A 24,862-nucleotide genomic window follows, 5' to 3' on the forward strand; every position below is an offset into this window, starting at 1 on the left:
CGATCAGCGCAGCTCGGTGCGCAGCTCGTGGGCTCCGTCGGCGCGGGTGTACTCGTAGTACAGCCGGATCCGCCCGTCCGGCAGGTCGACGATGTCGAGGTAACGCAGGCCGCCGCCCGCGTGCGGCGACATGGCCGCTGGGGCGGTCCCCACCGGGGTCAGCTCGCCGGGGTCGGTCCCTACGGCGATCCCGGTGCGCTCCTCGTAGTTCTCGGCCGCGCTGGCCCGCCCGTCGTAGAAGGCCAGCACCCGGTCACCGTCGAAACGTACCGAGCTGATCCGTACGCCCCGCCCGTCCCACAGCCCCGGCCGCCCGCTCAGCGCCGTGCCGTGCCACGTCCACTCCAGGCCGTCGGCGCTGGTGGCGTAGTCGGTCACCATCTGGTCGGCCTCGTCGGAGTCGGCCAGCGGATGGCAGGAGGCCCACAGGTGCCACTTCCCGTCGCGCCGGACGATCACCGAATCCTTCACACCGGTCTTGGGGTCGCCGGGCAGGACGGTCTCGCGCGAGCGCGGGTCGAACCCGGCGGGGTCGTCGCTCTCCAGCACCTCCACCCGCCAGTGCTTGGTGCCCGGGGTGGCGCAGCTCAGGTACAGCCGCCAGCGTCCGTCCTCGGTGCGTACCAGGGTGGGCCGTTCCAGGGACTCGGCGGCCATCTCCTCGCGAGTGATCGTCGTCAGGGTCTCGAACCGTTCGCCGTCCACCGAACGGGCCACCACCACCGCGTACCCGCGTCCCTCCCCCACGGGGCGGCGCAGCCGGTAGGCGAGGTAGATCAGCCCGTCCGCCGCGACCGCGCTGGGACCCCCCGCCCAGTGCCCTTCGCCCGCGATCGGTGGCGCGATCGCGACGGTCGCGCGGTCAGGGTCGGGGAGCAGGGCAGCGGGAACGTCCGTGGGGTTCGACATGGACTCGAGGCTAGGCCACGACGTGGAGTGCGACACCGCTGCTCACCGACCCTTTGCATTCCCTTATTCCTACCTAAATAGTATGGATAATACACGCCCTGGTCCACGCAGGGCGCATCATGTGGACCGCCTCCCCGAATATGCAGGAATCGGTAAGGGAAGTGACCTGGTCGTCCGCATTCCTCCATCGACGTGGTCACTATGTGCATCGAATGCTTACTCGTTGTCATTAGGGGCGATACCTACGGCATTCCCCCAGCTGCCGAGACGAGGGCCGGGTACATGAGCGAAACCACGACGAAAACCGCTGTGGACGAGGTTCACGTGCTGTGGACCTCGGAGGGCATGAGCTGCGACGGCGACACGGTCTCGGTGACGGCGGCCTCCAATCCGAGCCTCGAAGCGGTGCTGCTCGGCCTGGTGCCCGGATTGCCGAAGGTGCATCTGCACAACAAGGTGCTGGCGGCGGAGGTGGGCAAGGACTTCATGGCCCCCTTCCACCAGGCCGCGGAGGGCCAGCTACGCCCGTTCGTCTTCGTGGTCGAGGGGTCGATCCCCAACGAGCAGATCAACGGCGACGGTTACTGGACGTCGATGGGGAACGACCCGGTCACCGGACAGCCGATCACCGTCAACCAGTGGATCGACCGGCTCGCGCCGCAGGCGTGGGCGGTGGTCGCGATAGGCACGTGCGCGACGTACGGCGGCATCCACGCCATGGCGGGCAACCCGACGGGCAGCATGGGGCTCGGCGACTACCTGGGCCACGACTTCCGCTCGGCCGGCGGGCTGCCCATCATCAACGTGCCGGGCTGCCCGGTGCAGCCCGACAACTTCATGGAGACCCTGACCTGGCTGCTGTACCAGGCCGCTGGGCTGGCTCCCATGATCCCCCTGGACAAGGAGTTGCGACCGACCTGGTTGTTCGGCAAGACGGTGCACGAGGGGTGCGACCGTGCCGGCTACTACGAGCAGGGCGACTTCGCCAAGGACTACAACTCCCCCAAATGCCAGGTCAAGGTCGGCTGCTGGGGGCCGGTGGTCAACTGCAACGTCCCCAAGCGCGGCTGGATGGGCGGGATCGGCGGCTGCCCCAATGTGGGCGGCATCTGCATCGGCTGCACGATGCCCGGCTTCCCGGACAAGTTCATGCCGTTCATGGACCAGCCACCCGGCGCGCTGGTCTCCTCCACCGCCACCGGGGCGTACGGGTCGTTCATCCGCAAGCTGCGCGGCATCACCAACAGGACGGTCAACAAGGAGCCGAAGTGGCGCCACAACCGGCCTGAGCTGACCAGCGGCTACCAACCGGACCATAGCTAGGGGAGAGGGAACGTCGCGGTGACCATCCGATCCAAGGAGGCTCAGGAGACTCGGCAACTGGTCGAGATGTCCTGGGACCCGATCACCCGCATCATCGGCAACCTGGGGATCTACACGAAGATCGACTTCAACAACAAGGAAGTCGTCGAGTGCAAGAGCACCTCCTCGTTGTTCCGGGGCTACAGCGTGTTCATGCGCGGAAAGGACCCGCGGGACTCGCACTTCATCACCAGCCGCATCTGCGGCATCTGCGGCGACAACCACGCGACCTGCTCGGTCTACGCCCAGAACATGGCCTACGGCGTCAAGACGCCGCCGCTGGGCGAATGGATCATCAATCTCGGCGAGGCGGCCGAGTACATGTTCGACCACACCCTGTTCCAGGACAACCTGGTCTTCGTCGACTACTGCGAGCAGATCGTCAAGGAGACCAACCCCACCCTGCTGCGCAGGGCGGAGACCACCGAGGCACCGCACGGCGACATCCACGGGTACCGGACGATCGCCGACATCATGCGGGCGTTCAACCCGTTCACCGGCGCGATGTACCGCGAGGCGCTGCAGGTCAGCCGGGTCACCCGGGAGATGTTCTGCCTGATGGAGGGGCGGCACGTACACCCCTCGACGATCTACCCGGGTGGCGTGGGCACGGTGGCGACGCCCCAGCTGTTCACCGACTACCTGTCCCGGCTGCTCAGGGTGCTCGACTTCGTGAAGAAGGTCGTCCCGCTCAACGACGACCTGTTCGACTTCTTCTACGAGGCGCTGCCGGGGTACGAGGAGGTCGGCAAGCGGCGGACGATGCTGGGCTGCTGGGGTTCGTTCCAGGACCCGGCCGTGGTCGACTACGACTACCGGAACATGGGCGAGTGGGGCCGGGGCATGTTCGTCACTCCGGGCATCGTCCTGGACGGCGAGCTGCGCACCACGAGCCTGGTGGACATCAACCTCGGCATGCGGATCCTGCTGGGCAGCTCGTTCTACGACGACTGGGTGAACGAGGAGGTCTTCGTCACCCACGACCCGCTGGGCAACCCGGTGGACCGGCGTCATCCGTGGAACCAGACCACACTGCCGAAGCCGCAGAAGCGCGACCTGGCGGGCGGCAACTACAGCTGGGTGATGAGCCCCCGCTGGTACGACGACCGCACGGGCGATCACCTCGCGCTCGACACCGGGGGCGGGGCCCTCGCGCGGCTCTGGACGACGGCGCTGGCCGGCATCGTCGACACCGGAGGCGTCCGGGCGACCGGCAGCAGCGTGGAGATCAACCTGCCCAAGAGCGCGGTCCTGCCGGAGATGCGGTTCGAGTGGAAGATCCCCAAATGGTCAAACACGATCGAGCGCAACCGGGCCCGCATCTACTTCGTCGCCTACTCCGCCGCGATGGCCTTCCACTTCCTGGACCAGGCGATGGCCGAGGTACGCGCCGGCCGGACGCGGGTCTTCGCCGACTTCGACGTGCCCGATGACGCCATCGGCTGCGGGTTCCACGAGGCGGTACGCGGGGTTCTGTCCCACCACATGGTGATCCGCGACGGCAAGATCGCCAACTACCACCCGTACCCGCCCACGCCGTGGAACGCCAGCCCGCGGGACGTCTACGGCACTCCCGGTCCGTACGAGGACGCGGTCCAGGGCATGCACATCTTCGAGGAGAACGGCCCGGAGAACTTCAAGGGCATCGACATCATGCGTACGGTCCGCAGCTTCGACCCCTGCCTGCCGTGCGGCGTCCACATGTACCTCGGCGACGGGAAGGTGCTCAAGCAGGTGCACTCCCCGACGCTGGGCACGAGCATCTCCGGTTAGGGGCGGACGATGTCACTGACCGACCGTGAGGTGGCCGACCGGCTGGCCCGGGTGGACGCCCTGCTGGACGGCGTCGAGTCGCTGCCCGACCCGGAGTCCACCATCGAGGTGCTCCAGGCGCTGCTCGACCTGTACGGCGAGGCGCTCGCCCGGATCGTCGCGATCGGCGGGGAACGGCTCGGGCCGGCGCTCGCGCAGGACGAACTGGTCTCCTACCTGCTGGTGCTGCACGACCTGCACCCGCTGGACGTGTCCGCCCGGGTGGAGAAGGCCGTGAGCGGTGTACGGCCCCGGCTCGGCGGCGCGGCCGTGGAGACGGTGGCCGTGGCGGACGGCGTGGCGAGCGTACGGCTCCTGCGCGGTCGCGGCGGCTGCGGCACTGCCGATCGGGCGGCTCTGCTGGAGGAGGCGATCCGCAACGCGGCCCCGGAGCTCGACCGGGTGGAGATCGAGGAGATCGGCCCGCCACCCGTCTTGATCTCCATCGACGCCTTGCGCCGCAACCCCGGCGCGCGGACGTCGTGAGGGAGCGCGGCATGGCACGAGGGGGTCTGCGCGGCCTCATCGACCGGACGGCCGAGCGACGCGCGGCTGACCAGCCGGCGGCTGACCAGGATGCGGCCGACCACGGCGGCAACCCCTGCCGGTGTGAGCTGTGTGCCGCGCCCATCCCCGCCGACCACCGGCACCTGCTCGAACCGGCGGTCCGCGAACCGCGCTGTGCCTGCCGCCCGTGCGCGCTGCTCTTCGAGCATCCACCGGCCGAAGGGGACCGCTACCGCCTGGTGCCCGACCGCCGGTGGTACCTGCCGGACTTCGTCCTCGACGACGCCACCTGGGCGTCCCTGGACATTCCCGTACAGATGGCCTTCGCCTGTCACGACTCGGCCGAGGGCCGGACCGTGATCCGATACCCCGGCCCGGCCGGCGCGGTCGAGGCCGCGGTCGAGCCGGCCGCCTGGGCCGCGGTGGAGGAGGCCAACCCCGTGCTGCGGCGGCTGGCCCCCGACGTGGAGGCGCTGCTGGTCAACCGGACGCGCGACGCGCGAGACCACTGGCTGGTGCCGATCGACGACTGCTTCGCCCTCGTCGCCGTGCTCAGGTCTCACTGGAAGGGCCTGGCCGGCGGCCAGGACGTCTGGAACGAGGTCGGCGCCTTCTTCGCCGAACTGCGGCGCCGAGCCAAGCCCATGCCCATGCCCGTGGGCGTGTCGAAAGGAGTTCCACGATGACCGGCTCCATCAAGGTGGGCCGCCCAGATGCGCGGCCCAACATGACCGCGCATCTGAAGGGCGTCCATGAGGGCAACTCGGTCGGCAACTACGAGCAGCAACCGGGTCATCTTCCCGACGGCCGCTCGACGGCGGCGCGTTCCACCGGGATCAACCCGAAGGACCATGACCCGATCGACCCGGCCATGCCCAACCTGTCCCCGGCATGAGGCCGGACTCCGCCTTCGCCTCGCGGGAGGACGCGCCGCCGCCGGCGCTCAGGTTCGTGATCGAGAGCGCCGAGGCGGTGGAGTTCGCCGCGGTGCCGACGGTGCGGTTCACGCTGCGGATCGACGGCGCCGGCTCGTCGCCGATCCGCAGCGTCGCGCTGGACACCCACATCCGCATCGACGCCGCCCGGCGCCAGTACGACCCGCCCACCCGGCGGCGGCTCACCGACCTGTTCGGCGCGCCCGAGGATTGGGGCCGGACGTCGAGGAGCCTGCTGTGGGCGCGGGTGGTGACGCAGGTACCCGGCTTCGACGGGCACACGGTGGCGAGCATCGACGTGGCCTGCACCTATGACTTCGAGGTGGCGGTCGCCAAGTACTTCCACTCCCTGCCGGACGGTGAGGTCCCGCTGACCTTCCTGTTCAGCGGGACGATCTTCTACCTTGACGCCGGCCTGCTGCGGGCGGCCCGGATCCCGTGGGACACCGACGTCGCGTTCCGGATGCCGGTCCAGGTCTGGAAGGACGTCATGGAGCACTACTTCCCGCGCAGCGCCTGGCTCCGGCTGGACCGCGACGCCTTCGACCGGCTGTACGACTACAAGGTCCGGCACACGCTGGCGACCTGGGACGACGTCGTGTCGGCGCTGCTGGTACGCGAGCGTCAGGGAAAAGAGCAGGACGGTGGCTGATCGATGGACCAGGTGACAAAGGTCGCGCGCGCGGTCCTGTACGAGGGCTACCTGCTGTGGCCCTACCGCCCCTCGGCGCTCAAGAACGCGCAGCGCTGGACCCTGGGCGGCGTCTACCCGGAGCGGTGCGCCGAGACGGGCGACTCCTCGCTGATGCGCACCCAGGTGCTGATCGAGGCGGACCCGGCCGACACGATCGACGTCCGGGTGTGCTTCCTGCACTCCGTCGCCCGCCAGGTCGCGCGCGGCACCGGCGAGGAGCTCGTACCGGTCGCGGAGCTGACGGCCGGGGGCGAGCGTCACGTGGCCAGGGACGAGGCGACCGAGCGGGAGGTCGCCGCGCTCGGACTCGACCTCGCGGGTCTCGTCCAGCGGGCCGCCGTGGTGGACATCGACATACCCGAGGGCGGGGACGTCGAATGGCTGATCGGCCCGGACGGGCGGGGGGTCGGAGCGCTTTCGCGCAGCTGGCGGGCGCTGCGCGGGCGGGTCGAGATCAGCGCGGAACGCCCGGCGCCCGGCCTCTTCCGGATCACCGTCGAGGTCGCCAACACGACCGGCTGGGCGGGCGGCAGCCGTACCGAAGGGCTGAAACAGGCGTTCCTCTCCGCGCACACGGTCCTGCACGCGCCGCGCGGCCGTTTCGTCTCCCTGACCGACCCGCCGGAGGAACTGCGGCCGCTCGCGGAAGGCTGCGACAACGCCGGCGCCTGGCCGGTCCTGGTGGGCGAGGAGGGCGAGCGGCACACCATGCTCTCGGCGCCGATCATCCTGTACGACTACCCCCGGATCGCGCCGGAGAGCCCGGGTGACCTCTTCGACGCCACTGAGATCGACCAGTTGCTCACCCTGAGCGTGCTCGCCCTGACCGAGGAGGAGCGGCGGGAGATCCGCGACGGCGATCCCCGGGCCAGGGAGATCCTCGACCGATGCGCCTCGCTCACACCCGAGCGGCTCATGCGGTTGCACGGCACGGTACGCGAGATCCGTCCGCTGATCGAAGAGGAGCCGGTACATGACCGCGACGGATGACTTCTGGGCCCGGATGGAACGACGGGGCCCGGACACGGTGATCGTGGACGGCGTGACACTCGGCGCGGGCAGCCGGGTGCGGCTGCGCCCACGATCGCGGGCGGACGTCTTCGACCTCGCCCTCGGCGGCCGGGTGGCCGTCGTCGAGAGCGTCGAACAGGACGAGGCGGGCGCCCTCCACCTGGCCGTCACCCTTGAGGAGGACCCCGGCCGCGACCTGGGAGAGGCGAAACTGCCCGGACACCGGTTCTTCTACTCCGCCGAGGAGGTCGAGCCGATCGTGGCGGAGAGCCGGCCCGCCCGCGTCCTGGTCGCGGGCATCGGCAACATCTTCCTGGGCGACGACGGCTTCGGCGTCGAGGTGGCGCGGCTGCTGGCGGCCGAGGACCTGCCGCCCGGAGTGGACGTCGTGGACTTCGGGATCCGCGGCATGGACCTGGCCTACGCCCTGCAACGCGACTACGACACGGTGATCTTCGTGGACGCCGCGCCCCGTGGGGAGGCTCCCGGGACGCTGACCGTACTCGAACCGGCCGAGCCGGAGGCGGGCGTACCCATGGAGACCCACGGCATGGATCCGGTACGCGTGCTCCGGCTGGCCGCCGAGCTGGGCCGGATACCGCGCCGGGTGCTCGTCGTCGCCTGCGAACCGGAGACCGTGATGACCGGGGAGCCGGACGAAGACGTGCTGGTCGAGCTGAGCGAGCCGGTACGCGCGGCCCTCGGTCCGGCACTCAAGACGGTCCGATCCCTTGTCGAGACTTGATCGAAGCCATCGATGGACCGGGGTTACCGAAAAGCGAGGAGGTGGAAACGGATGAGGAAGGGGCCTGTGGTGGCTCTGGTGACGCTGTGCGCGGCCGTCGCGATGATCGCCGCGCAATGGCCGGAGATCAAGCGCTACCTGAACATGAGAAGGATGTAGGCACTTCATGCATGAGCTAGGAATGTGCGAGGGCCTGGTCGACCTGGTCCGGCAGCAGGCGGAGGGCCGGCGGGTCACCGGGCTGCGGGTCCGGATCGGCGCCCGCCACGCCGTCGTGGGCGAGGCGTTCGACCATGCCTTCGCGCTCGCCGCCGAGGGCAGCGCCGCCGAAGGGGCGGCGCTCGACCTCGTCGTCACGCCCGTCACCGTGGACTGCGGGGCCTGCGGTCACCAGTCGGAGTCCGTCGACGTGCTCGCGGTCTGCGCGCGGTGCGGCGACGACGACGTGGACGTCAGCGGCGGCGACGAGCTGGTCCTGGAATCGGTCCAGTTCAAGGAGGAAGCCGATGTGCCTCGGGATCCCCGGTGAGCTGGTGGGGGACGTCGAGGAGCACACCGACCTCGCCATGGTGGACGTCAGCGGGGTACGCCGCCGCATCAACATGGGGCTGCTCGCCGACGACCACCTCAAGCCCGGCGACTGGGTGCTCGTCCACGTGGGATTCGCCCTGTCGAAGATCTCCGAGGCCGAGGCCAAGGCCGTGATGGACATGCTGCACGGCCTCGGGCAGGCGTACACCGACGAGATCGACGCGCTCAAGGAATCGGACATCTCATGACCCTCCTCTGCAAGGAGCGCGATGCGCTTCGTCGATGAGTTCCGCGACGCCGACGCGGCCCGGGCGCTGGCCGCGCGGATAGCCGCCCGGTGCGAGCCGGGACGCCGGTACAAGTTCATGGAGGTGTGCGGCGGACACACCCACACCATCTACAAGCACGGCATCGAGGACTATCTGCCGGAGGCCGTGACGCTCGTGCACGGGCCGGGCTGTCCCGTCTGCGTCATCCCCATGGGCCGGGTGGACGACGCCGTCCACATCGCCCGGCAGCCCGATGTGATCATGACGTCGTTCGGCGACATGATGCGGGTGCCCGGGGGAGCGGCCACGTTCCTCGACGCCAAGGCCCAGGGCGCCGACATCCGGATGGTCTACTCGCCGCTCGACGCGCTCAAGATCGCCCGGGACAATCCGGACCGGCGGGTCGTGTTCATGGCGATCGGCTTCGAGACCACGGCGCCGTCGACGGCGGTGACCGTGCTGCGGGCGGCCGAGGAGGGCATCGACAACTTCTCCGTCTTCTGCAACCACGTCCTGATCATCCCGGCCGTCAAGGCGATCCTCGACTCGCCCGACCTGCGGCTCGACGGTTTCATCGGGCCCGGCCACGTCTCGACGATCATCGGCTGCCGGCCGTACGAGTTCATCGCGCGCGACTACCGGCAGCCGTTCGTGGTCGCCGGGTTCGAGCCGCTCGACATCCTCCACGCGGTCGACCTGCTGCTCGGCCAGCTGGCCGAGGGCCGTGGCGAGGTGGAGAACCAGTACGCGCGGGTGGTCCCGTGGGAGGGCAACCGGATCGCCATGGAGGTGATCGGGACGGTGATGCGCGTGCGCCCGCACTTCGAGTGGCGTGGGCTCGGCTTCATCTCGCACTCGGCGCTGGGGATGGCCGAGGAGTACGCCGCCTTCGACGCGGAGCGGATCTTCGACATCCCCGGTACCCGCATCGCCGATCCCATGGCCTGCCAGTGCGGCGAGGTTCTCAAGGGAGTGCTCAAGCCGTGGGAGTGCAAGGTGTTCGGCACCGCGTGCACCCCGGAGACGCCGATCGGGACCTGCATGGTCTCGTCGGAGGGAGCGTGCGCGGCGTACTACAACTTCGGCCGGTTCAGCCGGGAACGAGTGCGGGAGGCGACCCGGGCATGACCACCGAGAAGCAGGTCCTCGACCGGATCGAGCGCGTACGGCGCCGCCGCGCGGTGGTCCGGGAGGAACGCATCACCCTGGCGCACGGCTCCGGCGGCAAGGCGACCCGGACGCTGATCGACGCGGTCTTCCTGGAGGCGTTCCGCAATCCGCTGCTCGCCCCGCTGGAGGACGGGGCCACGCTGGCGCTGGGTGGCTCCCGCGCGGTGTTCACCACTGACGCGTTCGTGGTCTCCCCGCTGTTCTTCCCTGGCGGCGACATTGGTGACCTGGCGGTCAACGGAACTGTGAACGACCTCGCGGTGTGCGGGGCCCGTCCGCTGTACCTGTCCGCCGGGTTCATCCTCGAAGAGGGGTTCCCGGTCGGCGACCTGCGGCGGATCGTCGCCTCGATGGCGGCCGCGGCGGAGGCGGCGGGCGTCACGATCGTCACCGGCGACACCAAGGTGGTCCAGCGGGGCAAGGCCGACGGCTGTTACATCACCACCGCCGGGGTCGGTGTCGTCGAGCGTCCGGTCACGCCGTCCATCTCCGCGGCCCGGCCCGGTGACGCGGTCATCGTGTCCGGGCCGATCGGTGAGCACGGCGTCGCCATCATGCTGGCGCGCGGCGAGCTCGGCATCGAGGCGGACACGGTCTCGGACACCGCCCCGTTGAACGGCCTGGTGGCCGAGCTGCTGGACGCCCTCCCCACCCAGGTGCGGACATTGCGGGACGCCACCCGCGGCGGGGTGGCCACGGTGCTGAACGAGGTGGCGAGCGCCTCGGGTGTCTCCGTGGTGATGGACGAGGAGTCCGTACCGGTCCAGCCAGCCGTTACCGGGATGTGCGAGCTCCTCGGGATCGACCCGTTGTACGTCGCCTGCGAAGGGCGGCTGGTCGCCGTTGTCGACGGTGAGCACGCCGAGCGGGCGGTGGACATCATGCGCGGCCATCCGGTCGGCGCCGGGGCCGCGATCATCGGGTGGGTCGGGGAGGACCCGCCCGGCCTGGTGCTGCTGAGGACCGCCTTCGGCGGCACCCGCATCGTGGACCTGCTGGTCGGCGACCCGCTGCCGCGCATCTGCTGACGCCCGGCGACCCGTTCAACGGGTCGCTCGGTCCTGAGCCCCCGCCACCACGGCCTGCCCGAGGCTGATGCCGCCGTCGTTGCAGGGGACGCGCCGGTGCAGCAGGACGCGCAGGCCGTGGCGGCGCAGCCCGTCGACCACGGCGCCGAGGATGAGGGTGTTGCAGAACACCCCGCCGGACAGCGCCGCCACCTCCAGCCCGTTGGCGGCCGCGACCCGCGTCGTGGCCGTCACCACCGCCTCGGCCAGCCCGTGGTGGAAGCGCGCCGCGATCACCTCTGACGCCTCGCCCCGGCGAAGGTCGCCGACGACCGCGCGGATCAGGTCGGTGCTGCGGATGACCGTTCCGGTGACGGTGACCGGATAGCCGCCGCGGATGCCCGGGTCCGCCCGCTGCTCCAGCTCCACCGCCGCCTGTCCGTCGTAGGTGACCGTGTCGCGGATCCCCAGGAGCGCGGACACCGCGTCGAACAGCCGCCCGGCGCTCGACGTCACCCGTTGCGCCGGGCCGTTCGTCACGAGCGCCGCCACGGCCGGCCACCGGTCCTGATTGCGGCGGACCACGTCGAGGTCGTCGAAGGACCCTGGGCCGTACGCGCTGTGCAGGAAGGCCGCGGCCATCCGCCAGGGCTGCCGGATCGCCGTCACGCCGCCGGGCATCGGCACCGGCTCCAGGTGCCCGGCCCGCTCGAAGCCCGCCAGGTCGGCCACGAGCAGCTCGCCGCCCCAGATCGTGCCGTCCGTGCCGTACCCCGTGCCGTCGAGGGCCACGCCGACGACCGGGCCGCTCTCGCCGTTGTCGGCCAGGCAGGAGGCGATGTGGGCGTGGTGGTGCTGTACGCCGAGTGGCTGGACGCCGTCGAGGGTGAGGGCGTACTTGGTGGACAGGTATTCCGGGTGGAGGTCGTGCGCCACCACCTCCGGCTCGATCCCGAACAACCGCCGGAAGTGGGCGACGCCGCCGGCGAAGGCCTGCATCGTCGCGTAGTTCTCCAGGTCGCCCAGGTGCTGGGAGACGAACGCGTGGTTGCCCGTCGCCAGGCAGAAGGTGCTCTTGAGCTGCGCTCCGCAGGCGAGGACCGGGCGGGGGAACGTCCAGGGCAGCGCGAGCGGCGCGGGAGCGTGCCCACGGGCTCGCCGTACCGGAACCTCCGTGTCGCGGAAGACCCGGACCACCGAGTCGTCAAGGCCCGCGTGAATCGGCCGATCGTGGGTGAGAAAGGCGTCGGCGGCCAGCCGCCGCGCGTCCTCGTCGCGGTGCGCGATGGGCTCGCCCGACAGATTCCCGCTGGTCAGTACGAAGGGGCGGCCCAGTTCGCGGGCCAGCAAGTGGTGCAGGGGCGTGTACGGCAGGAGCACGCCGATGTCCCGGTTGCCGGGCGCCACTGAGCTGGCGATGGGCGAGCCGGGGCGTCGTGGCAGCAGCACGATCGGGCGACGCGCGCCGGTGAGGGCGGCGACCACCCCGCTCGCCTCGCCGTCCAGCACACACAGCTCGCGTACGGCGGCCAGGTCCGGCGCCATCACGGCGAACGCCTTGTCCCCACGGTGTTTACGGACCCGCAGCGCCGCCACAGCGTCCTCGTCGGTGGCGTCCACAGCGAGATGATGGCCGCCGAGTCCCTTCACCGCCAGGATGGAACCACCGCGGAGCAGCGCCGCCGCCTCGGACACCGGATCGCCCGCGACCATCGTGCCGTCGGAGGTGTGCAGGACGAGCGTGGGACCGCAGGCGGGGCAGCACACCGGCTGGGCGTGGAAGCGACGATCGCGGGGGTCGCGATACTCCGCCGCGCATGCCGTACACATGGCGAAGGTCCGCATGGTGGTCGCGGCGCGGTCGTACGGAATGGCCGTGATGATCGTGAACCTGGGGCCGCAGTTGGTGCAGTTGACGAAGGGGTAGCGGTAGCGGCGGTCGGCCGGGTCGAACAGCTCGGCCAGGCAGTCGTCACAGGTCGCCGCGTCCGGTGACACATGCGCGCGTGGGATGCCGCCGATCACGCCTGGTCCGCCGGTCTCGTTGCGGACGCTCATCTCGCTCGGTACGCACGTCCCGCCTCGTCTACCCGTCTCGCTCGGTTCGACCGTCTCGCTTGGTCTGCCCGTCTCGCTAGGTCTGCCCGTTTTGCTTGGGACGATGCGAAAGCCGCGGGCGCCTGTGGGCGGCACCGATTCCACGCTCACCCGGTCCACGACCGCCAGCGCGGGCGCGTTCCATCGGACCGCCTCGACCAGTGAGTTCACCGCCCCCGCTGGGCCCTCGACCTCGATGAACACCCCGAAACCGTCGTTGCCGACCGTGCCCGACAGGCCGTACTGGACGGCCAGGCCGTGGACGAACGGCCGGAAACCCACGCCCTGGACGATGCCCTCGACCCGGATCCGGGAGCGCACGATCGGGTCCAACGGTCAGTCCGCCTCGTCCAGTGCCCGCCGAACCGACTCCCACAGCACATGGCACACGGTGGCCTGCGCCTCCTGGATCCGATGTACGGATGAGGATGGGATGACCAGCAAATGATCTACGGCACCGCACTCGGCCAGTTGGCCGCCTCCCGAGCCGGCGAGCCCGACGGTCACCATGCCGAGGCGTTTGGCCTCCTGGAGCCCGCGGACCACGTTCAGCGAGCCGCCGCTCGTCGAGATGCCCATCGCGATGTCCGTACCGGTGCCCAGGGCGGCGAGCTGCCGGGCGAAGACCGCGTCGAAGCCGATGTCGTTGGTGAGCGCGGTCAGCAGCGCGACATCGGCCGTCAGCGACATCGCCGGCAGCCCTCTGTGTCCGTGGCCGGGAGCGAGGAACAGGTGGGCCACGGCCTGCGCGTCGGTGCTGCTGCCCCCGTTCCCGAAGGTGAAGAGTCGACCGCCGCCGGAGAATGCCGCGGCGAGCGCCCCGGCGCACGCGGCGATCCGGGGGCCGAGCAGGGTGAGCACTTCCCGCCGCAGCGCGACGATCTCCCTGGCCTTCTCCGCCGTGGACCGGGTCACCGTGGCCAGCAGCGCTTCGACATCGCCCGCTGCAGAGGACAGGAAGGGATAGAGCGCGTCACTCACGGCCTTCTCCCCAGCACCGCGCACTCCGGCACCGCTCTTCCCGGAACCGCTCTTCCCGGAACCGCTCTCTCCGGCACCGCTCACTCTGGCACCGTTCTCTCCGGCACTGTTCTCTCCAGCACCGCGATGGCTTCTTTCGCGTGCACCAGGACCACGTCACCGGCCCGCGCGTCGACCAGCCGCACGCTGATCTCCTCCGCACCGACGGCGGTGTCGACCAGTGCGAGGTGGCCGGGCAGCAGGGCGACGATCCGGACGGGTACGGCCGTGTCCGAGCAGGTCACACACACCTCGCCGGGACAATCCGGACTCGACCGGCCCGAACCTCCCGGCGAATTCACCGGACTCGACGGGTCCGAACCTCCCCGCGAATTCACCGGACTCGACGAGTCCGAACCTTGCGGCGAAGTCACCGGACTCGACTGGTCCGGATCTCCCGGCGAGGTCATCGGGAGACCTCCGTCGCCGCGAGCAGAGGGTCGTTCAAGAACACATGCACCAACTCCCACAGCACGTGATATGTCGTCATATGGAGCTCGCGGGCGACCTGCGGATCACGGCTGCGTGCCGTGAGAAGGTGATCCACCACCGCGCTGTCGAGCCCGCCCGCCTTCGTCAGCGCCAGCGTCGTCATGCCCATCTCACGCGCCACGGCGAGCCCCGCCGCCACCTCGTCACAGTCGTCGTCGACCGTGATGCCCACCGCGACGTCCCCGGCGCGCCCGAGCAGCCGCAGCTGGGTCGCGAACACTCCCGCGCGGGCGAGCCCGCTCATCGCCGACGCATCATTGGCCAGCGAGAAGGCCGGCAGGGCGCGCTTCCCCACGATCACCGGATGAACGAACTCCACCGCGAGATGCGCCGCGTCGGCCGCCGACTGACCGGTGCCGAAGCTCAGCAACCGACCGCCCTGATGGAAGCACAGGGCCACGGCATGACACGCGCGGGCGATCCGCTCGGCATCCTCCGCCAGCGCGAGGCCGGCTTCGTCCCGTTCCTGGAGAGACGTGCCGAGAGCGAGTGTCATGGATGATCCTTTCCTCGGCTCTCGATTCTCAGTGCCCCGAAAGAAAGGCTGGCAATCGCGTTTTACAGGAGGTTGGAGTTTCGTTTCCTTTTAGCGGCGACAATGTATGCAAACGGTGGTACTGGCGCAGAGAAAAGACCTCAACCGGCGCTGATTCGGTGGCGGAAAACCCAATAAGTCCAGCTCTGGTAGAGCACCACCAGCGGCAGGAAAATCGCCGCGATCCTGGTCATGATGCCGAGCGTCTTCGGCGTCGAGGCCGCGTTCTGGAGGGTCAGGCTGTAGGCCGGGTTGACCGTCGAAGGCAGGACATTGGGATACAGGACCGCGAACAGGCAGATCACGGTCACGCCGACGGCGACCGCGGACAGCAGGAACGCCCACCCCTGACGGCCCTTGGCGACGGCCCCGAGCGCGGCCACGAAGGAAAGAGCGGCGAGGGCGGCCAGGATCACCGTGCCGGGCCCGCCGCCGTGGAACTGCGTCCAGACCAGGAAGATCACCGCGAGCAGGGCCGCGACGCCGCCGCTCTGCAGCGCCAGCGTGGTCGCGCGCCGGCTGATCTCGCCGCTGGTCTTCAACGCCACGAAAACGGCGCCGTGCGTGACGAACAGAAACAGCGTGGTCAGCCCGCCGAGCAGCGCGTACGGGTTGAGCAGATCCCCGACCGTACCGACGTAGTCGTGATGGGAGTTGAGCCGCACGCCCCGCACGATGTTCGCGAACGCGACCCCCCACAGCAGCGCGGGCACGAACGAGCCGATCGCGATGCCCGCGTCGCACCACCGCCGCCACGTCACGGAGCTCCGCTTGCCGCGATACTCGATGGCCACTCCGCGCACGATCAGCGCCAGCAGGATGAGCAGCAGCGGGACGTAGAACCCGCTGAACAGCGAGGCGTACCACTCGGGGAAGGCGGCGAACGTGGCGGCGCCCGCGGTGATCAGCCACACCTCGTTGCCGTCCCAGACGGGGCCGATCGTGTCGAGCATCGCCTCGCGTTCGGCGTCGTTCCGCGCCATGACGTGCAGCAGCATGCCGACGCCGAAGTCAAACCCCTCCAGGACGAAGTACCCGACCCACAGGATGGTGATCGCCACGAACCAGATCTCGGTGAGCTCCACTACCCGATCCCCCTAGTAGGCGAAGGACGTCTCGCCGCCGTCCTGCGGCTCGGCACCGTCGGCGGGCGGCGGGGCCGCTCTGCCGTACTTGATCATGAGACCGACCTCCACCAGGGCCAGCGCGCCGTACAGGGCGGTGAAGACGATCAGCGAGGTGAGTACGGTCCCCGCGCCGACGCTCGGTGAGACGCCACGCGCGGTCTTCATCTGGCTGAAGACGATCCACGGCTGCCTGGCCATCTCGGTGAAGATCCACCCGAAACTGTTCGCGAGGAAGGGCAGTACGACCGACCAGACGGCGGCCTTCCAGGCCCAGTCCTTGCCGTGGATCCGTCGTCCACGAGTCATCCAGAGCAGGAGGAGCGCCACCAGCGCGGCGAGCATGCCGAAGCCGATCATCAGCCGGAAACCCCAGTAGGCGACCGGGATGTAGGGACGGTAGTCGCCCGGTCCGAACCTGCGCTCGTAGTCCGCCTGGATGTTGTTGACCCCCTCGACCTTGCCGCTGAACGAGCCGGTGGCCAGCTGGGACAGCAGGCCCGGGATCTCCAGCTGGTAGATCGGCTTGGTGCCGTCCAGCGTCCCGATGGTGAACAGGGAGAACGGCGCGGGCTGCCGTGTCTCGTAGAGCGCCTCGGCGGCGGCCATCTTCATCGGCTGGGTCTGCGTCATGATCTTGCCGAGCAGGTCCCCGGAGACGAGGGTGCCGAGCGCGCCCAGCAGTACCGCCGCGATGCCCAGCCGAAGCGACGGACGAAAGACGTCAACATCCCGCTTTCTAGCCAGATGCCAGGCGGAAACCGCCATGAAGATCACGCCACCGGCCAGCCAGCACCCGAAGATCGTGTGCGGAAAGGTGGCCAGCAGCACCTTGTTGCTCAACACGGCCCCGAAGTCGACCAGCTCAGCCCGCCCGTCGAGCCGGAAGCCCACCGGCCACTGCATGAACGAGTTTGCGGCCAGAATGAAGTAGGCGGACATCATTGTGCCGAACGCGACAATCCAGATGCACGCGAGATGCACCTTCTGCGGCAATCGCTCCCAGCCGAAGAGCCACAGCCCCAGGAATGTCGACTCCAGGAAGAACGCCAGCAGCGCCTCCATCGCGAGTGGCACCCCGAAGATGTCGCCGACGAACCTGGAATAGCTACTCCAGTTCATCCCGAACTGGAATTCCTGCACAATCCCCGTCACCACGCCCATGGCGAAGTTGATGAGGAAAAGCGTCCCGAAGAACTTGGTGGCGCGAAGGTAGGCCACCTTGCCGGTCCACACCCAGGCCGTGTTCAGGATCGCCACCAGCAGTGACATCCCTATCGTGACGGGCACGAACAGGAAGTGGTACACCGTAGTGACCCCGAACTGCCAGCGTGCGAGATCCACGGCATTCATGGCCACTACTGTACGTATCCGACCATGCCCAGTGCGTCATGACACACTGGGCCGGAAGTAGCGTACTCGAGCGTGGTCAGTCCCAGGTGGGGAGGTGCTGCTCGGGATAGCGGGCGCCGAAGCCGCCGGTCGGGAGGATGTCGGCGATGCGCTTCAGATCGGTGTCGTCGAGGGTGAGGTCGGCGGCGGCGACGTTCTCCGCCAGGCGCTTGGGGTCGCGGGTGCCCGGGATGGGGACGATGTCGTCGCCCTGGGCGAGGAGCCAGGCCAGGGCGAGCTGGGCGACCGTGGCGCCCTTGGTGGCGGCCAGGTCGGCGAGCTGGTCGGTGGCCGCCACGTTCTTCTCGTAGTTGCCGGGCTGGAAGCGGGCGTCCCAGACTCGCATGTCGGTGGCGTCGTACTCGGCGCCGGGCTTGGCCTGGCCGGTGAGGAAGCCCCGGCCGAGCGGCGAGTAGGGGACGAACCCGATCCCGAGCTCGCGCAGGACGGGGAAGAGGGATTCCACCTCGCGCTCGAACAGGCTGTACTCGGTCTGCAGAACCGACACGGGATGTACGGCGTGCGCGCGGCGGATGGTGTTGGCGCCCGCCTCGCTCAGGCCGAAGTAGCGGACCTTACCGGCCTCGACGAACTCCTTGACCGTCCCGGCCACCTCCTCGATCGGCACACTGGGGTCGACGCGGTGCTGGTAGAGCACGTCGATGACGTCGACACCGAGGTAGCGCAGGCTGTTGTCGACGACCTCGCGGATGTGCTCGGGACGGCTGTCGACGCCGCCCTCCCGGGTGCCGGTGAAGTCGAACCCGAACTTCGTCGCGATGACCACCTCGTCCCGCACCGGTGCGAGCGCGGCCCCGACGATCCGCTCGTTCTCGCCCTGTCCGTAGAGCTCGGCCGTGTCGAAGAACGTCACTCCCAGCTCGTGGGCCCGGCGGATCGTCGCGGCCCCCTCCTCCTTGTTCGAGGGTCCGTACGCCAGGGAGATCCCCATCGCGCCGTATCCCAGAGCCGACACCGTCAGGCCCTGTTGTCCGAGATTTCGCTGCTGCATGATGCGCCTCTGTTCCGAATGTTAGAAGGCTCTTACATAAAGTAAGGGTACTCTAACATCTGGAAGAGGGGACAATCGTTCGCCGTGAGCAGTCCAACGACACCGCAACGCGGTTACCACCACGGCGACCTGCGCGCCGGTTTGATCCGCGAGGGCATCGCACTCCTGGCCGAGATCGGCGTGGCGGGTTTCTCCGTGTCCAAGGTCGCCGCCCGCGCGGGTGTGTCGTCGGCGGCGCCCTACCGCCACTTTCCCGATCGCGAGGCTCTGCTGGCCGCCTGCGCGGCCGCCATCGTCGCCGACATCGCCGACCTCCTGGCCCAGGCGGCCGAGCAGGCGGGGCCCGATCCGGTCGACCGACTGGCCGCCACCGCGGGCGCGTACACCCGCTATGCCCTGGATCATCGCGCCGGCGTCGACCTCGTCTACTCGTACGACTTCGGCGCCTCCTACAAGCAGACCGTTCAGGAGCAGGGCCGCCGCCTCATGGACACCCTCATGGCCCTGACCTCGGCCGCCCTGCCCGACGACGTCTCCTGGGCCGAGACGACGGACTTCGTCTACGTTCATCTGTCCATGGCGCACGGCTACGCCACGCTGGTCCCAAGAGACGCCCGGCCACCGCAGGAAATCGACAACCTGGCCACCCGCGCCGTCACCGCCGCCCACGACCACATCACCGGCTACCTCTTGCGCCTGCGCGACCGGTGAGACCCCCGACGAAGCCCCTAAGGCATGATCACCGTCGTCAGGCGTCAGCCTTCGTCCGAACGCTCCCGGGCACGGTTCATCCGCAGCGCTTCGGCGAGCTGGTCTTCCAAGATGACGATGCGGCAGGCGGCTTCGAGGGCGGTGCCCTGGTCGACGAGCTCGCGGGCCCTGGCCGCCAGACGTAGTTGGTAGCGGGAGTAGCGACGGTGGCCACCGCTGGAGCGTTGCGGCTCGATCAGTTTGGCGGCGCCCAACGCGCGTAGGAAGGCGGCGGTGACGCCGAGCATCTCCGCGGCCGCGCCCATGCTGTAGGCGGGATAGTCCTCATCGTCGAACCGGTCATTGGCTTTGCTGGGTGCGAGTGTGGGGTCGCTACGCGCTGGAGGTGTTTGATCCATAAATGCCTTCCGCATGCGTCAGGGGGCCCCGGCGCGCATTGCGCCGGGGCCCCGAAGAGGTTCAACACCATCTACCGGCCATCTGGCCGGTCTACTGTCGTCCGCATCAGCCGTAGTGGACGGCCATGACGCGGGGATCGCGGATGCGTGACCGTGTACCACCTTCCCATCTGTGGAACTCCGGTACCCGAGCGGCGAGTGATCAGCCGGCAGCGGGCGATCCCGATGGCGTTCAACACTCCCTTCTCTTACTCGAACTTCTTTTCCTACTTCTCGTGTGGCAGCACATCCACGGCCAGGGCCCCTTGCCACTGCGCTGGCCCCGTCAGTCCGACCTGCTGCCATCACCTGGTATTTCGTCAAACTCATCCGGGCAGTTCGTCGTGGTGCTGGGGTCTTCGTGTTCTGCCCGGTTGGATCCGTTCCTTGCGATGTCAGAAACTCTAGCTTCCGTCATCGCGAATGTCTACCGCAGCCACTACAGATTTTCGGCAGCCGGTGGAGCAGGCCCTGAGCTCGTGGTTGATCGTCTTCGCGGTACGGAACGGGCGCGACCCGCGTGCGACACTCGGGGGTGACGGGCCCGCCGAGCCGTCCCGGCGGCAGCTGGACGGCCACCGCCGCCGGGTCAGGCGCGCAATGTGGGAGGCCTCAGCGTGAGCGTGCAGCGTTCGCAGCCGTACCGGCACTTTGACACGGCGCTGATCCGCGCCACCGCGCACGGGACTGAATTGGATCTCCCTCCATGGCCCGAGCCGCATGTCCCACCGCCCCCTCAGCCGTATGTCGCGCCGCGTCCCGAGCCGGATATCCCGCATGTCCCGCTGTCGCGCGAACTGGATGACGAGGCCGCCGTTGAGCGGTGGTGTGAGTGGCTCGTCCAGGTCTGGGCACGGGAACCCGTGGCAGCGGCTGTCTCGCTGGCCAGTCCGGTTCTGGCGGCTCAGATCGAGGCAGTCTGCGCGGGCCGTCGGCCCCGGCCCGGTCGCCTCCGGCGCATGGCGCTGTCACTGGCCCGGTATCTGGTGCGGATGCGCGGCCGAGCCACGCCGTTCGGGACGTTCGCGGGCGTGGCCCCGCTCCGCTTCGGCGCGGCACCGGAGTACCAGGCCGGAGTCTCGCGTATGCGGACGACCGCGGACGGCGTGTGGCTGGCCGCGGTGATCGCCCGGCTGGAATCGGACCCGGAGCTGCGGCATCGCCTCCCGGTCATGGTGAACGATCTCGCGTTCGTACGGGGGGAACGCCTCGTGGTGCCCTGGCAACCGCACGCGGGCGATCCGGCTCGAAGCGAACTGACGGAGGTGTCGGTACGGCACAGCGCGGCCGTCCGCACGGTCATGGAGCTGGCCCAGGCACCCGTTCGGGCCGGTGACCTGGTCGACGGGCTGGCCGCCACGTTCCCCGCTGCCAGGGTCCCGGCGATCGAGGCGATGGTCGCGGAACTGGTCACGTGCGGGGTGCTGATCACCAGCCTGCGTCCTCCTTCGACCAGCGTCGACGGGCTCGCGTACGTGCTCGACCGATTGCGAGACACGGCGGCGGACTGGCCCGGCGACGCCACCCCGCAGGGCCAGGTACGAAAGGCCGTCCCGCAGGACCAGGCACAAGAGGTCCCGCAGGATCAGGCGCAAGAGGCCGTCCCGCAGGACCAGGTAGAGGCCGTTCCGCAAGGCCGGCTACGAGAGGCCGTCTCGCAGGATCAGGTACAAGAGGCCGCCCTGCTGGGCCGGGAATCCGAGGTTAGCTCGCTGGGCCGGGGGTTGGAGGTTGCCGGGCTGGTTCGGGAACTGCGGGCGATCCACGTGGGGCTGCGGGCGGCCGACCGCGCGACCGGCGCGACCGGCGCGACCGACGAGGCTGGCGAGGCCGCCGTACGGGCCAGGCGAGCGGTCGGGGAGCGGATGCGGGACGTGGTGCCGGTCGAGGTCGCTCAACCGCTCGCGGTTGACCTGCGGCTGGGTGGCACCGCGGTACTTCCTCGGGAGGTGGCTGCCGAGGCCGAGTCCGCCGCCGGGGCGTTATGGCGGCTGACGCCGGACCCGGCCGGGCATCCGGCCTGGCGGGAGTACCACGTCATGTTCCTGGACCGGTACGGGGTCGGCGGCGTCGTACCGATCGAGCAGCTCGTCAATCCCACGGCGGGGTTGGGGTTTCCTGGCCATTACGACGGGCCGGCCGTCCCCGCGCCTCTGTCGCGCAGGGATCAGCGCCTGCTGGCCCTGGCGCAGCAGGCGGCCCTGGACGGCGAGCGGGAGATCGTACTGGACGACGCCGCGATCGAGGCTCTGGCGGCGGACGGGATGGACGGGGCGCGACCGCTCCCGTACATGGAGCTGGTCGCCGAAGTCTGCGCGCCCACCGCCGACGCGCTGACCGCCGGAGCCTTCACCCTGACGGTCCTCGCCGTCGACGGCACCGCGGCCGGCCTGGCGGGCCGCTTCACCGATCTCTTGCAGGACGGCGACGGACAGGACGGCGACCCGCGTGACGGCCTCCCGCGTGATCGCGACCGCGACCAACAGGACAGTGACCAACAGGACAGTGACCGGCAGGCCAGTGATCGGCAGGCTAGTGATCGGCAGGACAGTGACCGGCAGGACAGTGATCGGCAGGACAGTGACCGGAGGCCGATGGTCGGTGTCTACAGTCGGTTGCCCGTTGCGGTGGACGGTGCCGTGCCGGTGCAGTTGTCGTTTCCGGCCCGGCATCCGCGCGCCCAGGACGTCGCCCGTACCCCACCCCTGTTGCCGGAGCTGATCACCCTGGCCGAGCACCGTGCCGGCCCCCACGGGCGGATCCCCTGGCGGGATCTGGCGGTCACGGCGGACAACGACCGCATGTACCTGCTGTCGCCGTCGCGGCGGCAGGTGGTGGAGCCGGTGCTGAGCAGTGCGGTGGCGCGGCATGCGATGCCGCCGATCGCGCGCCTGCTGTTCGAGATCCCGCGTGCTCGGGCAGCTGTGGTGTCGCCCTTCTCCTGGGGGGCGGCGGCGTGTCTGCCGTTCCTGCCGCAGGTCCGCTACGGCCGCAGCGTGCTCGCGCCCGCCCGATGGCGCATCTCCACCGACGTCCTGCCCGGGCCGGACACCCCGTGGCCGGAGTGGGTGCGGGCCATGACAGAACTGCGCGCCCGCCTGCGGTTGCCCGCCGTCGTGTCCGTGGGTACTGCGGACCGTCGGCTGCGCCTGGATCTGGACGAGCCTATGAGCCTGGCGCTGCTCCGCGCCCACCTGGACGGCGCCGGCGAGGCCGTCGTCGTGTCGGAGGCGACGGGACCGGCGGACCACGGCTGGTTCGGCCGCCGCGCGCATGAGGTCGTCATCTCGATGGCCGCCACCGCGCCGCCCGCCCGTGCTCCCGCCGTCGTGACGGTGCCGGGGCCGCTGCCGCTGGTCGGGCGGGAGGACGGGGTTCTGCCTGGGGCGCGTGTCCTGTACGCCAAGCTGTACGGGGATCCCGGTGTTGTCGACACGATCCTCACCAAGCACCTGCCCGACCTGCTTGAGACCTGGGACGAGCCGCCGATGTGGTGGTTTGTGCGTTACCGCGACCCTCGTCCGCACTTGCGGTTGCGGCTGCACCTGGTCGGCGAGCACGACTACGGTCCGTCCGCCGCCCGGGTCGGGGCGTGGGCCGCCGAGTTGCGCGGTCGCGGCCTCGTGGGTGACCTGGTCCTGGATACGTACCACCCGGAAACCGCACGGTATGGGGCGGGAGAGGTCCTGGCCGGCGCGGAGGCCATCTTCGCGGCCGACTCCGTCGCGGTGGTCGCCCAGCTCGCGGCCCTGTCTGCGGCTCGCCACGTACACCCGCACGCGCTCACTGCGGCGAGCCTGGTCGATCTAACGGCCGCCCTGATGAGAGGCCGGGCGGCGGGCGCGCGCTGGCAGATCGAGCACCCTCCGGCCGGGCGCGGTGCCCCGAATGATCGCGAGGTCGTCCGCCAAGCGATCGGCCTGGCGGACCCGGGCGGGGAGCGGGCGACGCTCGCGGCTCTCCCCGGCGGCTCGCGGATCGCCAGGGCATGGGAGCACCGGCGGCGAGCCGTGGCCGCCTACATGGACCGCCTTCCAGTCGGCGCCCCGCATCTGACCGAATCGTCGGTGGTGGCGTCATTCCTGCACATGCACCACATACGGGCGCTTGGAATCGACCGCGATGTCGAACGCCGGTGCCGCAAGCTGACCCGCGCCGTCGCGCTGACCTTCGCCGCCCGCGACGACACTTCACTTGGTGTCGACGAGTGACGGTGCGTGTCGGCCGTGGCCTGGGGGCTGTTGCTGATATCGCTCGGCGGTCATGTCCTGACTGATCGCCTGGCGCAGTGGTAGGTATGGACTGTGGCCCCTTTTTTCCGGACCAACAGCCCGGAATTCGACTTCCCGCCGTTCGCCGGGCTGCCGCCGACCCGCTATGTCCTGGCCGCGGCGCCGCGTTCCGGCAGCAATATGCTCGTCCGTACGCTCTGGCACACCGGGCGGGCCGGTTTCGCCGACGGATATCTGGCGGACACCCATGTTCTCGACTATTTCGAGCGCTGGGGATTCGACACCGTCGATCCGGAAGGCCGGGTTAAGGACTATATCGGCCGATTAATGACCTGCCGGACCAGCCCGAACGGGGTTTTCGGCATCAAGGTGCATGGCGAGCACCTGCAAGGGCTCGAAGTCGACCTGGACGAGCTTCTCATGTCACCCCGATACATCTGGCTGCGGCGCAGGGACCGGATCCGGCAGGCCATCTCGTACGTCCTGGCGAAGCAGACCGGCGTCTGGATCGTGGACGGGATCTACCTGTCGACCAGCCGGGCGCAGTCCGAGCCCCACTACGACTACGCCGAGATCCGCCGCCACCTGCAGCACCTCGACGACGAGACGAGGGCGTGGCAGCAGTATTTCGACCGCCGCGAACGCGTCCCGCACGTCGTCTACTACGAGGACATGCTCGCCGACTACCCGGAAACCGTCCTCGGCTGCCTGCGGCACCTGGGCGTCGGCCCGCCCGAATCCCTTCCCGAGCCCGGCATCAAGCGCCAGGCGGGTGCGGTCACCGAACGATGGCTGGAGATGTTCCAGCGGGACAGTGCCCAGGACGGAAGCGAAGCATGGGTGAGCGCCAACCGCTAA

General features: G+C 69.6%; 24 protein-coding genes. 15 read left to right on the top strand and 9 right to left on the bottom strand.

The features are described from left to right. Positions 1-3: 3 nt before the first annotated feature. A complete protein-coding gene (locus AB0C30_RS01640) occupies positions 4-909 on the bottom strand; it encodes a hypothetical protein (protein WP_357938445.1) in 906 nt (301 codons plus the stop codon). A 282-nt stretch (positions 910-1,191) separates the two neighbouring features. Between AB0C30_RS01640 and AB0C30_RS01645 the strand changes: the two genes are divergently transcribed. The 12 genes from AB0C30_RS01645 to hypE all read left to right on the top strand — a co-directional run bounded on the left by AB0C30_RS01645 (position 1,192) and on the right by hypE (position 10,973). Further along, entirely contained in the window at positions 1,192-2,232 is a 1,041-nt protein-coding gene (locus AB0C30_RS01645) for a hydrogenase expression protein HypE (RefSeq protein WP_357938447.1), read from the top strand. Positions 2,233-2,250: 18 nt separating this feature from the next. Then, entirely contained in the window at positions 2,251-4,044 is a 1,794-nt protein-coding gene (locus AB0C30_RS01650) for a nickel-dependent hydrogenase large subunit (RefSeq protein ID WP_357938448.1), read from the top strand. 9 nt (positions 4,045-4,053) lie between these two features. Beyond that, complete coding sequence (locus AB0C30_RS01655; RefSeq protein WP_357938450.1) at positions 4,054-4,569, top strand: NifU family protein; 516 nt, start codon at positions 4,054-4,056, stop codon at positions 4,567-4,569. A gap of 11 nt (positions 4,570-4,580) precedes the next feature. After that, positions 4,581-5,276 (top strand): DUF5947 family protein, encoded by a 696-nt coding sequence (locus AB0C30_RS01660; protein ID WP_357938452.1) that lies wholly within the window; start codon positions 4,581-4,583, stop codon positions 5,274-5,276. Then, positions 5,273-5,485 (top strand): hypothetical protein, encoded by a 213-nt coding sequence (locus AB0C30_RS01665; RefSeq protein ID WP_357938454.1) that lies wholly within the window; start codon positions 5,273-5,275, stop codon positions 5,483-5,485. The genes AB0C30_RS01660 and AB0C30_RS01665 overlap by 4 nt, the downstream gene beginning before the upstream one ends. Continuing rightward, the gene (locus AB0C30_RS01670; RefSeq protein ID WP_357938456.1) at positions 5,482-6,177 is read left to right on the top strand and encodes a DUF6084 family protein; all 696 of its coding nucleotides are present in this window, start codon (positions 5,482-5,484) and stop codon (positions 6,175-6,177) included. The genes AB0C30_RS01665 and AB0C30_RS01670 overlap by 4 nt, the downstream gene beginning before the upstream one ends. A 3-nt stretch (positions 6,178-6,180) precedes the next feature. Continuing rightward, the gene (locus AB0C30_RS01675; protein ID WP_357938458.1) at positions 6,181-7,209 is read left to right on the top strand and encodes a hypothetical protein; all 1,029 of its coding nucleotides are present in this window, start codon (positions 6,181-6,183) and stop codon (positions 7,207-7,209) included. Beyond that, positions 7,193-7,975, top strand: coding sequence for a hydrogenase maturation protease (locus AB0C30_RS01680; RefSeq protein WP_357938460.1), 783 nt, complete (start codon positions 7,193-7,195; stop codon positions 7,973-7,975). The genes AB0C30_RS01675 and AB0C30_RS01680 overlap by 17 nt, the downstream gene beginning before the upstream one ends. 166 nt (positions 7,976-8,141) lie before the next feature. Then, positions 8,142-8,504 carry a hydrogenase maturation nickel metallochaperone HypA gene (locus tag AB0C30_RS01685; protein WP_357938462.1) on the top strand — a complete coding sequence of 121 codons (363 nt, stop codon included), beginning with the start codon at positions 8,142-8,144 and terminating at the stop codon, positions 8,502-8,504. After that, entirely contained in the window at positions 8,482-8,754 is a 273-nt protein-coding gene (locus tag AB0C30_RS01690) for a HypC/HybG/HupF family hydrogenase formation chaperone (RefSeq protein ID WP_357938464.1), read from the top strand. The genes AB0C30_RS01685 and AB0C30_RS01690 overlap by 23 nt, the downstream gene beginning before the upstream one ends. A gap of 21 nt (positions 8,755-8,775) precedes the next feature. Continuing rightward, positions 8,776-9,903: a hydrogenase formation protein HypD gene (gene hypD / locus AB0C30_RS01695; RefSeq protein ID WP_357938466.1), complete on the top strand. Its 1,128-nt coding sequence runs from the start codon at positions 8,776-8,778 to the stop codon at positions 9,901-9,903. Beyond that, entirely contained in the window at positions 9,900-10,973 is a 1,074-nt protein-coding gene (gene hypE, locus AB0C30_RS01700; RefSeq protein ID WP_357938468.1) for a hydrogenase expression/formation protein HypE, read from the top strand. The genes hypD and hypE overlap by 4 nt, the downstream gene beginning before the upstream one ends. 15 nt (positions 10,974-10,988) lie before the next feature. Here hypE and hypF read toward each other — a convergent pair whose 3' ends face one another. The 7 genes from hypF to AB0C30_RS01735 form a co-directional block, all read right to left on the bottom strand. Continuing rightward, positions 10,989-13,370, bottom strand: a complete 2,382-nt coding sequence (gene hypF, locus AB0C30_RS01705) for a carbamoyltransferase HypF (RefSeq protein ID WP_357938470.1) — start codon at positions 13,368-13,370, stop codon at positions 10,989-10,991. Positions 13,371-13,385: 15 nt separating this feature from the next. Continuing rightward, positions 13,386-14,030 carry an SIS domain-containing protein gene (locus AB0C30_RS01710; protein ID WP_357938472.1) on the bottom strand — a complete coding sequence of 215 codons (645 nt, stop codon included), beginning with the start codon at positions 14,028-14,030 and terminating at the stop codon, positions 13,386-13,388. Positions 14,031-14,110: 80 nt separating this feature from the next. Beyond that, on the bottom strand, positions 14,111-14,314 hold the full coding sequence (locus AB0C30_RS01715) for a HypC/HybG/HupF family hydrogenase formation chaperone (protein ID WP_357938474.1): 204 nt from the start codon (positions 14,312-14,314) through the stop codon (positions 14,111-14,113). A gap of 161 nt (positions 14,315-14,475) precedes the next feature. Then, positions 14,476-15,057, bottom strand: a complete 582-nt coding sequence (locus AB0C30_RS01720; protein ID WP_357938476.1) for an SIS domain-containing protein — start codon at positions 15,055-15,057, stop codon at positions 14,476-14,478. A 140-nt stretch (positions 15,058-15,197) separates the two neighbouring features. Continuing rightward, the gene (gene cydB, locus AB0C30_RS01725; RefSeq protein ID WP_357938478.1) at positions 15,198-16,181 is read right to left on the bottom strand and encodes a cytochrome d ubiquinol oxidase subunit II; all 984 of its coding nucleotides are present in this window, start codon (positions 16,179-16,181) and stop codon (positions 15,198-15,200) included. Positions 16,182-16,193: 12 nt separating this feature from the next. Next, positions 16,194-17,573: a cytochrome ubiquinol oxidase subunit I gene (locus AB0C30_RS01730; RefSeq protein ID WP_357938480.1), complete on the bottom strand. Its 1,380-nt coding sequence runs from the start codon at positions 17,571-17,573 to the stop codon at positions 16,194-16,196. Between the two features lie 76 nt (positions 17,574-17,649). Then, the gene (locus tag AB0C30_RS01735) at positions 17,650-18,624 is read right to left on the bottom strand and encodes an aldo/keto reductase (protein ID WP_357938482.1); all 975 of its coding nucleotides are present in this window, start codon (positions 18,622-18,624) and stop codon (positions 17,650-17,652) included. An 84-nt stretch (positions 18,625-18,708) separates the two neighbouring features. Here AB0C30_RS01735 and AB0C30_RS01740 point away from each other — a divergent pair, with 84 nt between their 5' ends. Continuing rightward, the gene (locus AB0C30_RS01740; RefSeq protein ID WP_357938484.1) at positions 18,709-19,335 is read left to right on the top strand and encodes a TetR/AcrR family transcriptional regulator; all 627 of its coding nucleotides are present in this window, start codon (positions 18,709-18,711) and stop codon (positions 19,333-19,335) included. A gap of 44 nt (positions 19,336-19,379) precedes the next feature. On the opposite strand, the gene AB0C30_RS01745 is transcribed toward AB0C30_RS01740, so the two are convergent. After that, complete coding sequence (locus AB0C30_RS01745) at positions 19,380-19,733, bottom strand: helix-turn-helix domain-containing protein (protein ID WP_225301592.1); 354 nt, start codon at positions 19,731-19,733, stop codon at positions 19,380-19,382. Between the two features lie 902 nt (positions 19,734-20,635). On the opposite strand from AB0C30_RS01745, the gene AB0C30_RS01750 reads away from it, so the two are divergent. Next, the gene (locus AB0C30_RS01750; protein ID WP_357939737.1) at positions 20,636-23,983 is read left to right on the top strand and encodes a lantibiotic dehydratase; all 3,348 of its coding nucleotides are present in this window, start codon (positions 20,636-20,638) and stop codon (positions 23,981-23,983) included. A 93-nt stretch (positions 23,984-24,076) separates the two neighbouring features. Continuing rightward, positions 24,077-24,862: a Stf0 family sulfotransferase gene (locus AB0C30_RS01755; RefSeq protein WP_357938486.1), complete on the top strand. Its 786-nt coding sequence runs from the start codon at positions 24,077-24,079 to the stop codon at positions 24,860-24,862.

Source organism: Nonomuraea sp. NPDC048901, assembly GCF_040649695.1.
Lineage (GTDB): Bacteria > Actinomycetota > Actinomycetes > Streptosporangiales > Streptosporangiaceae > Nonomuraea.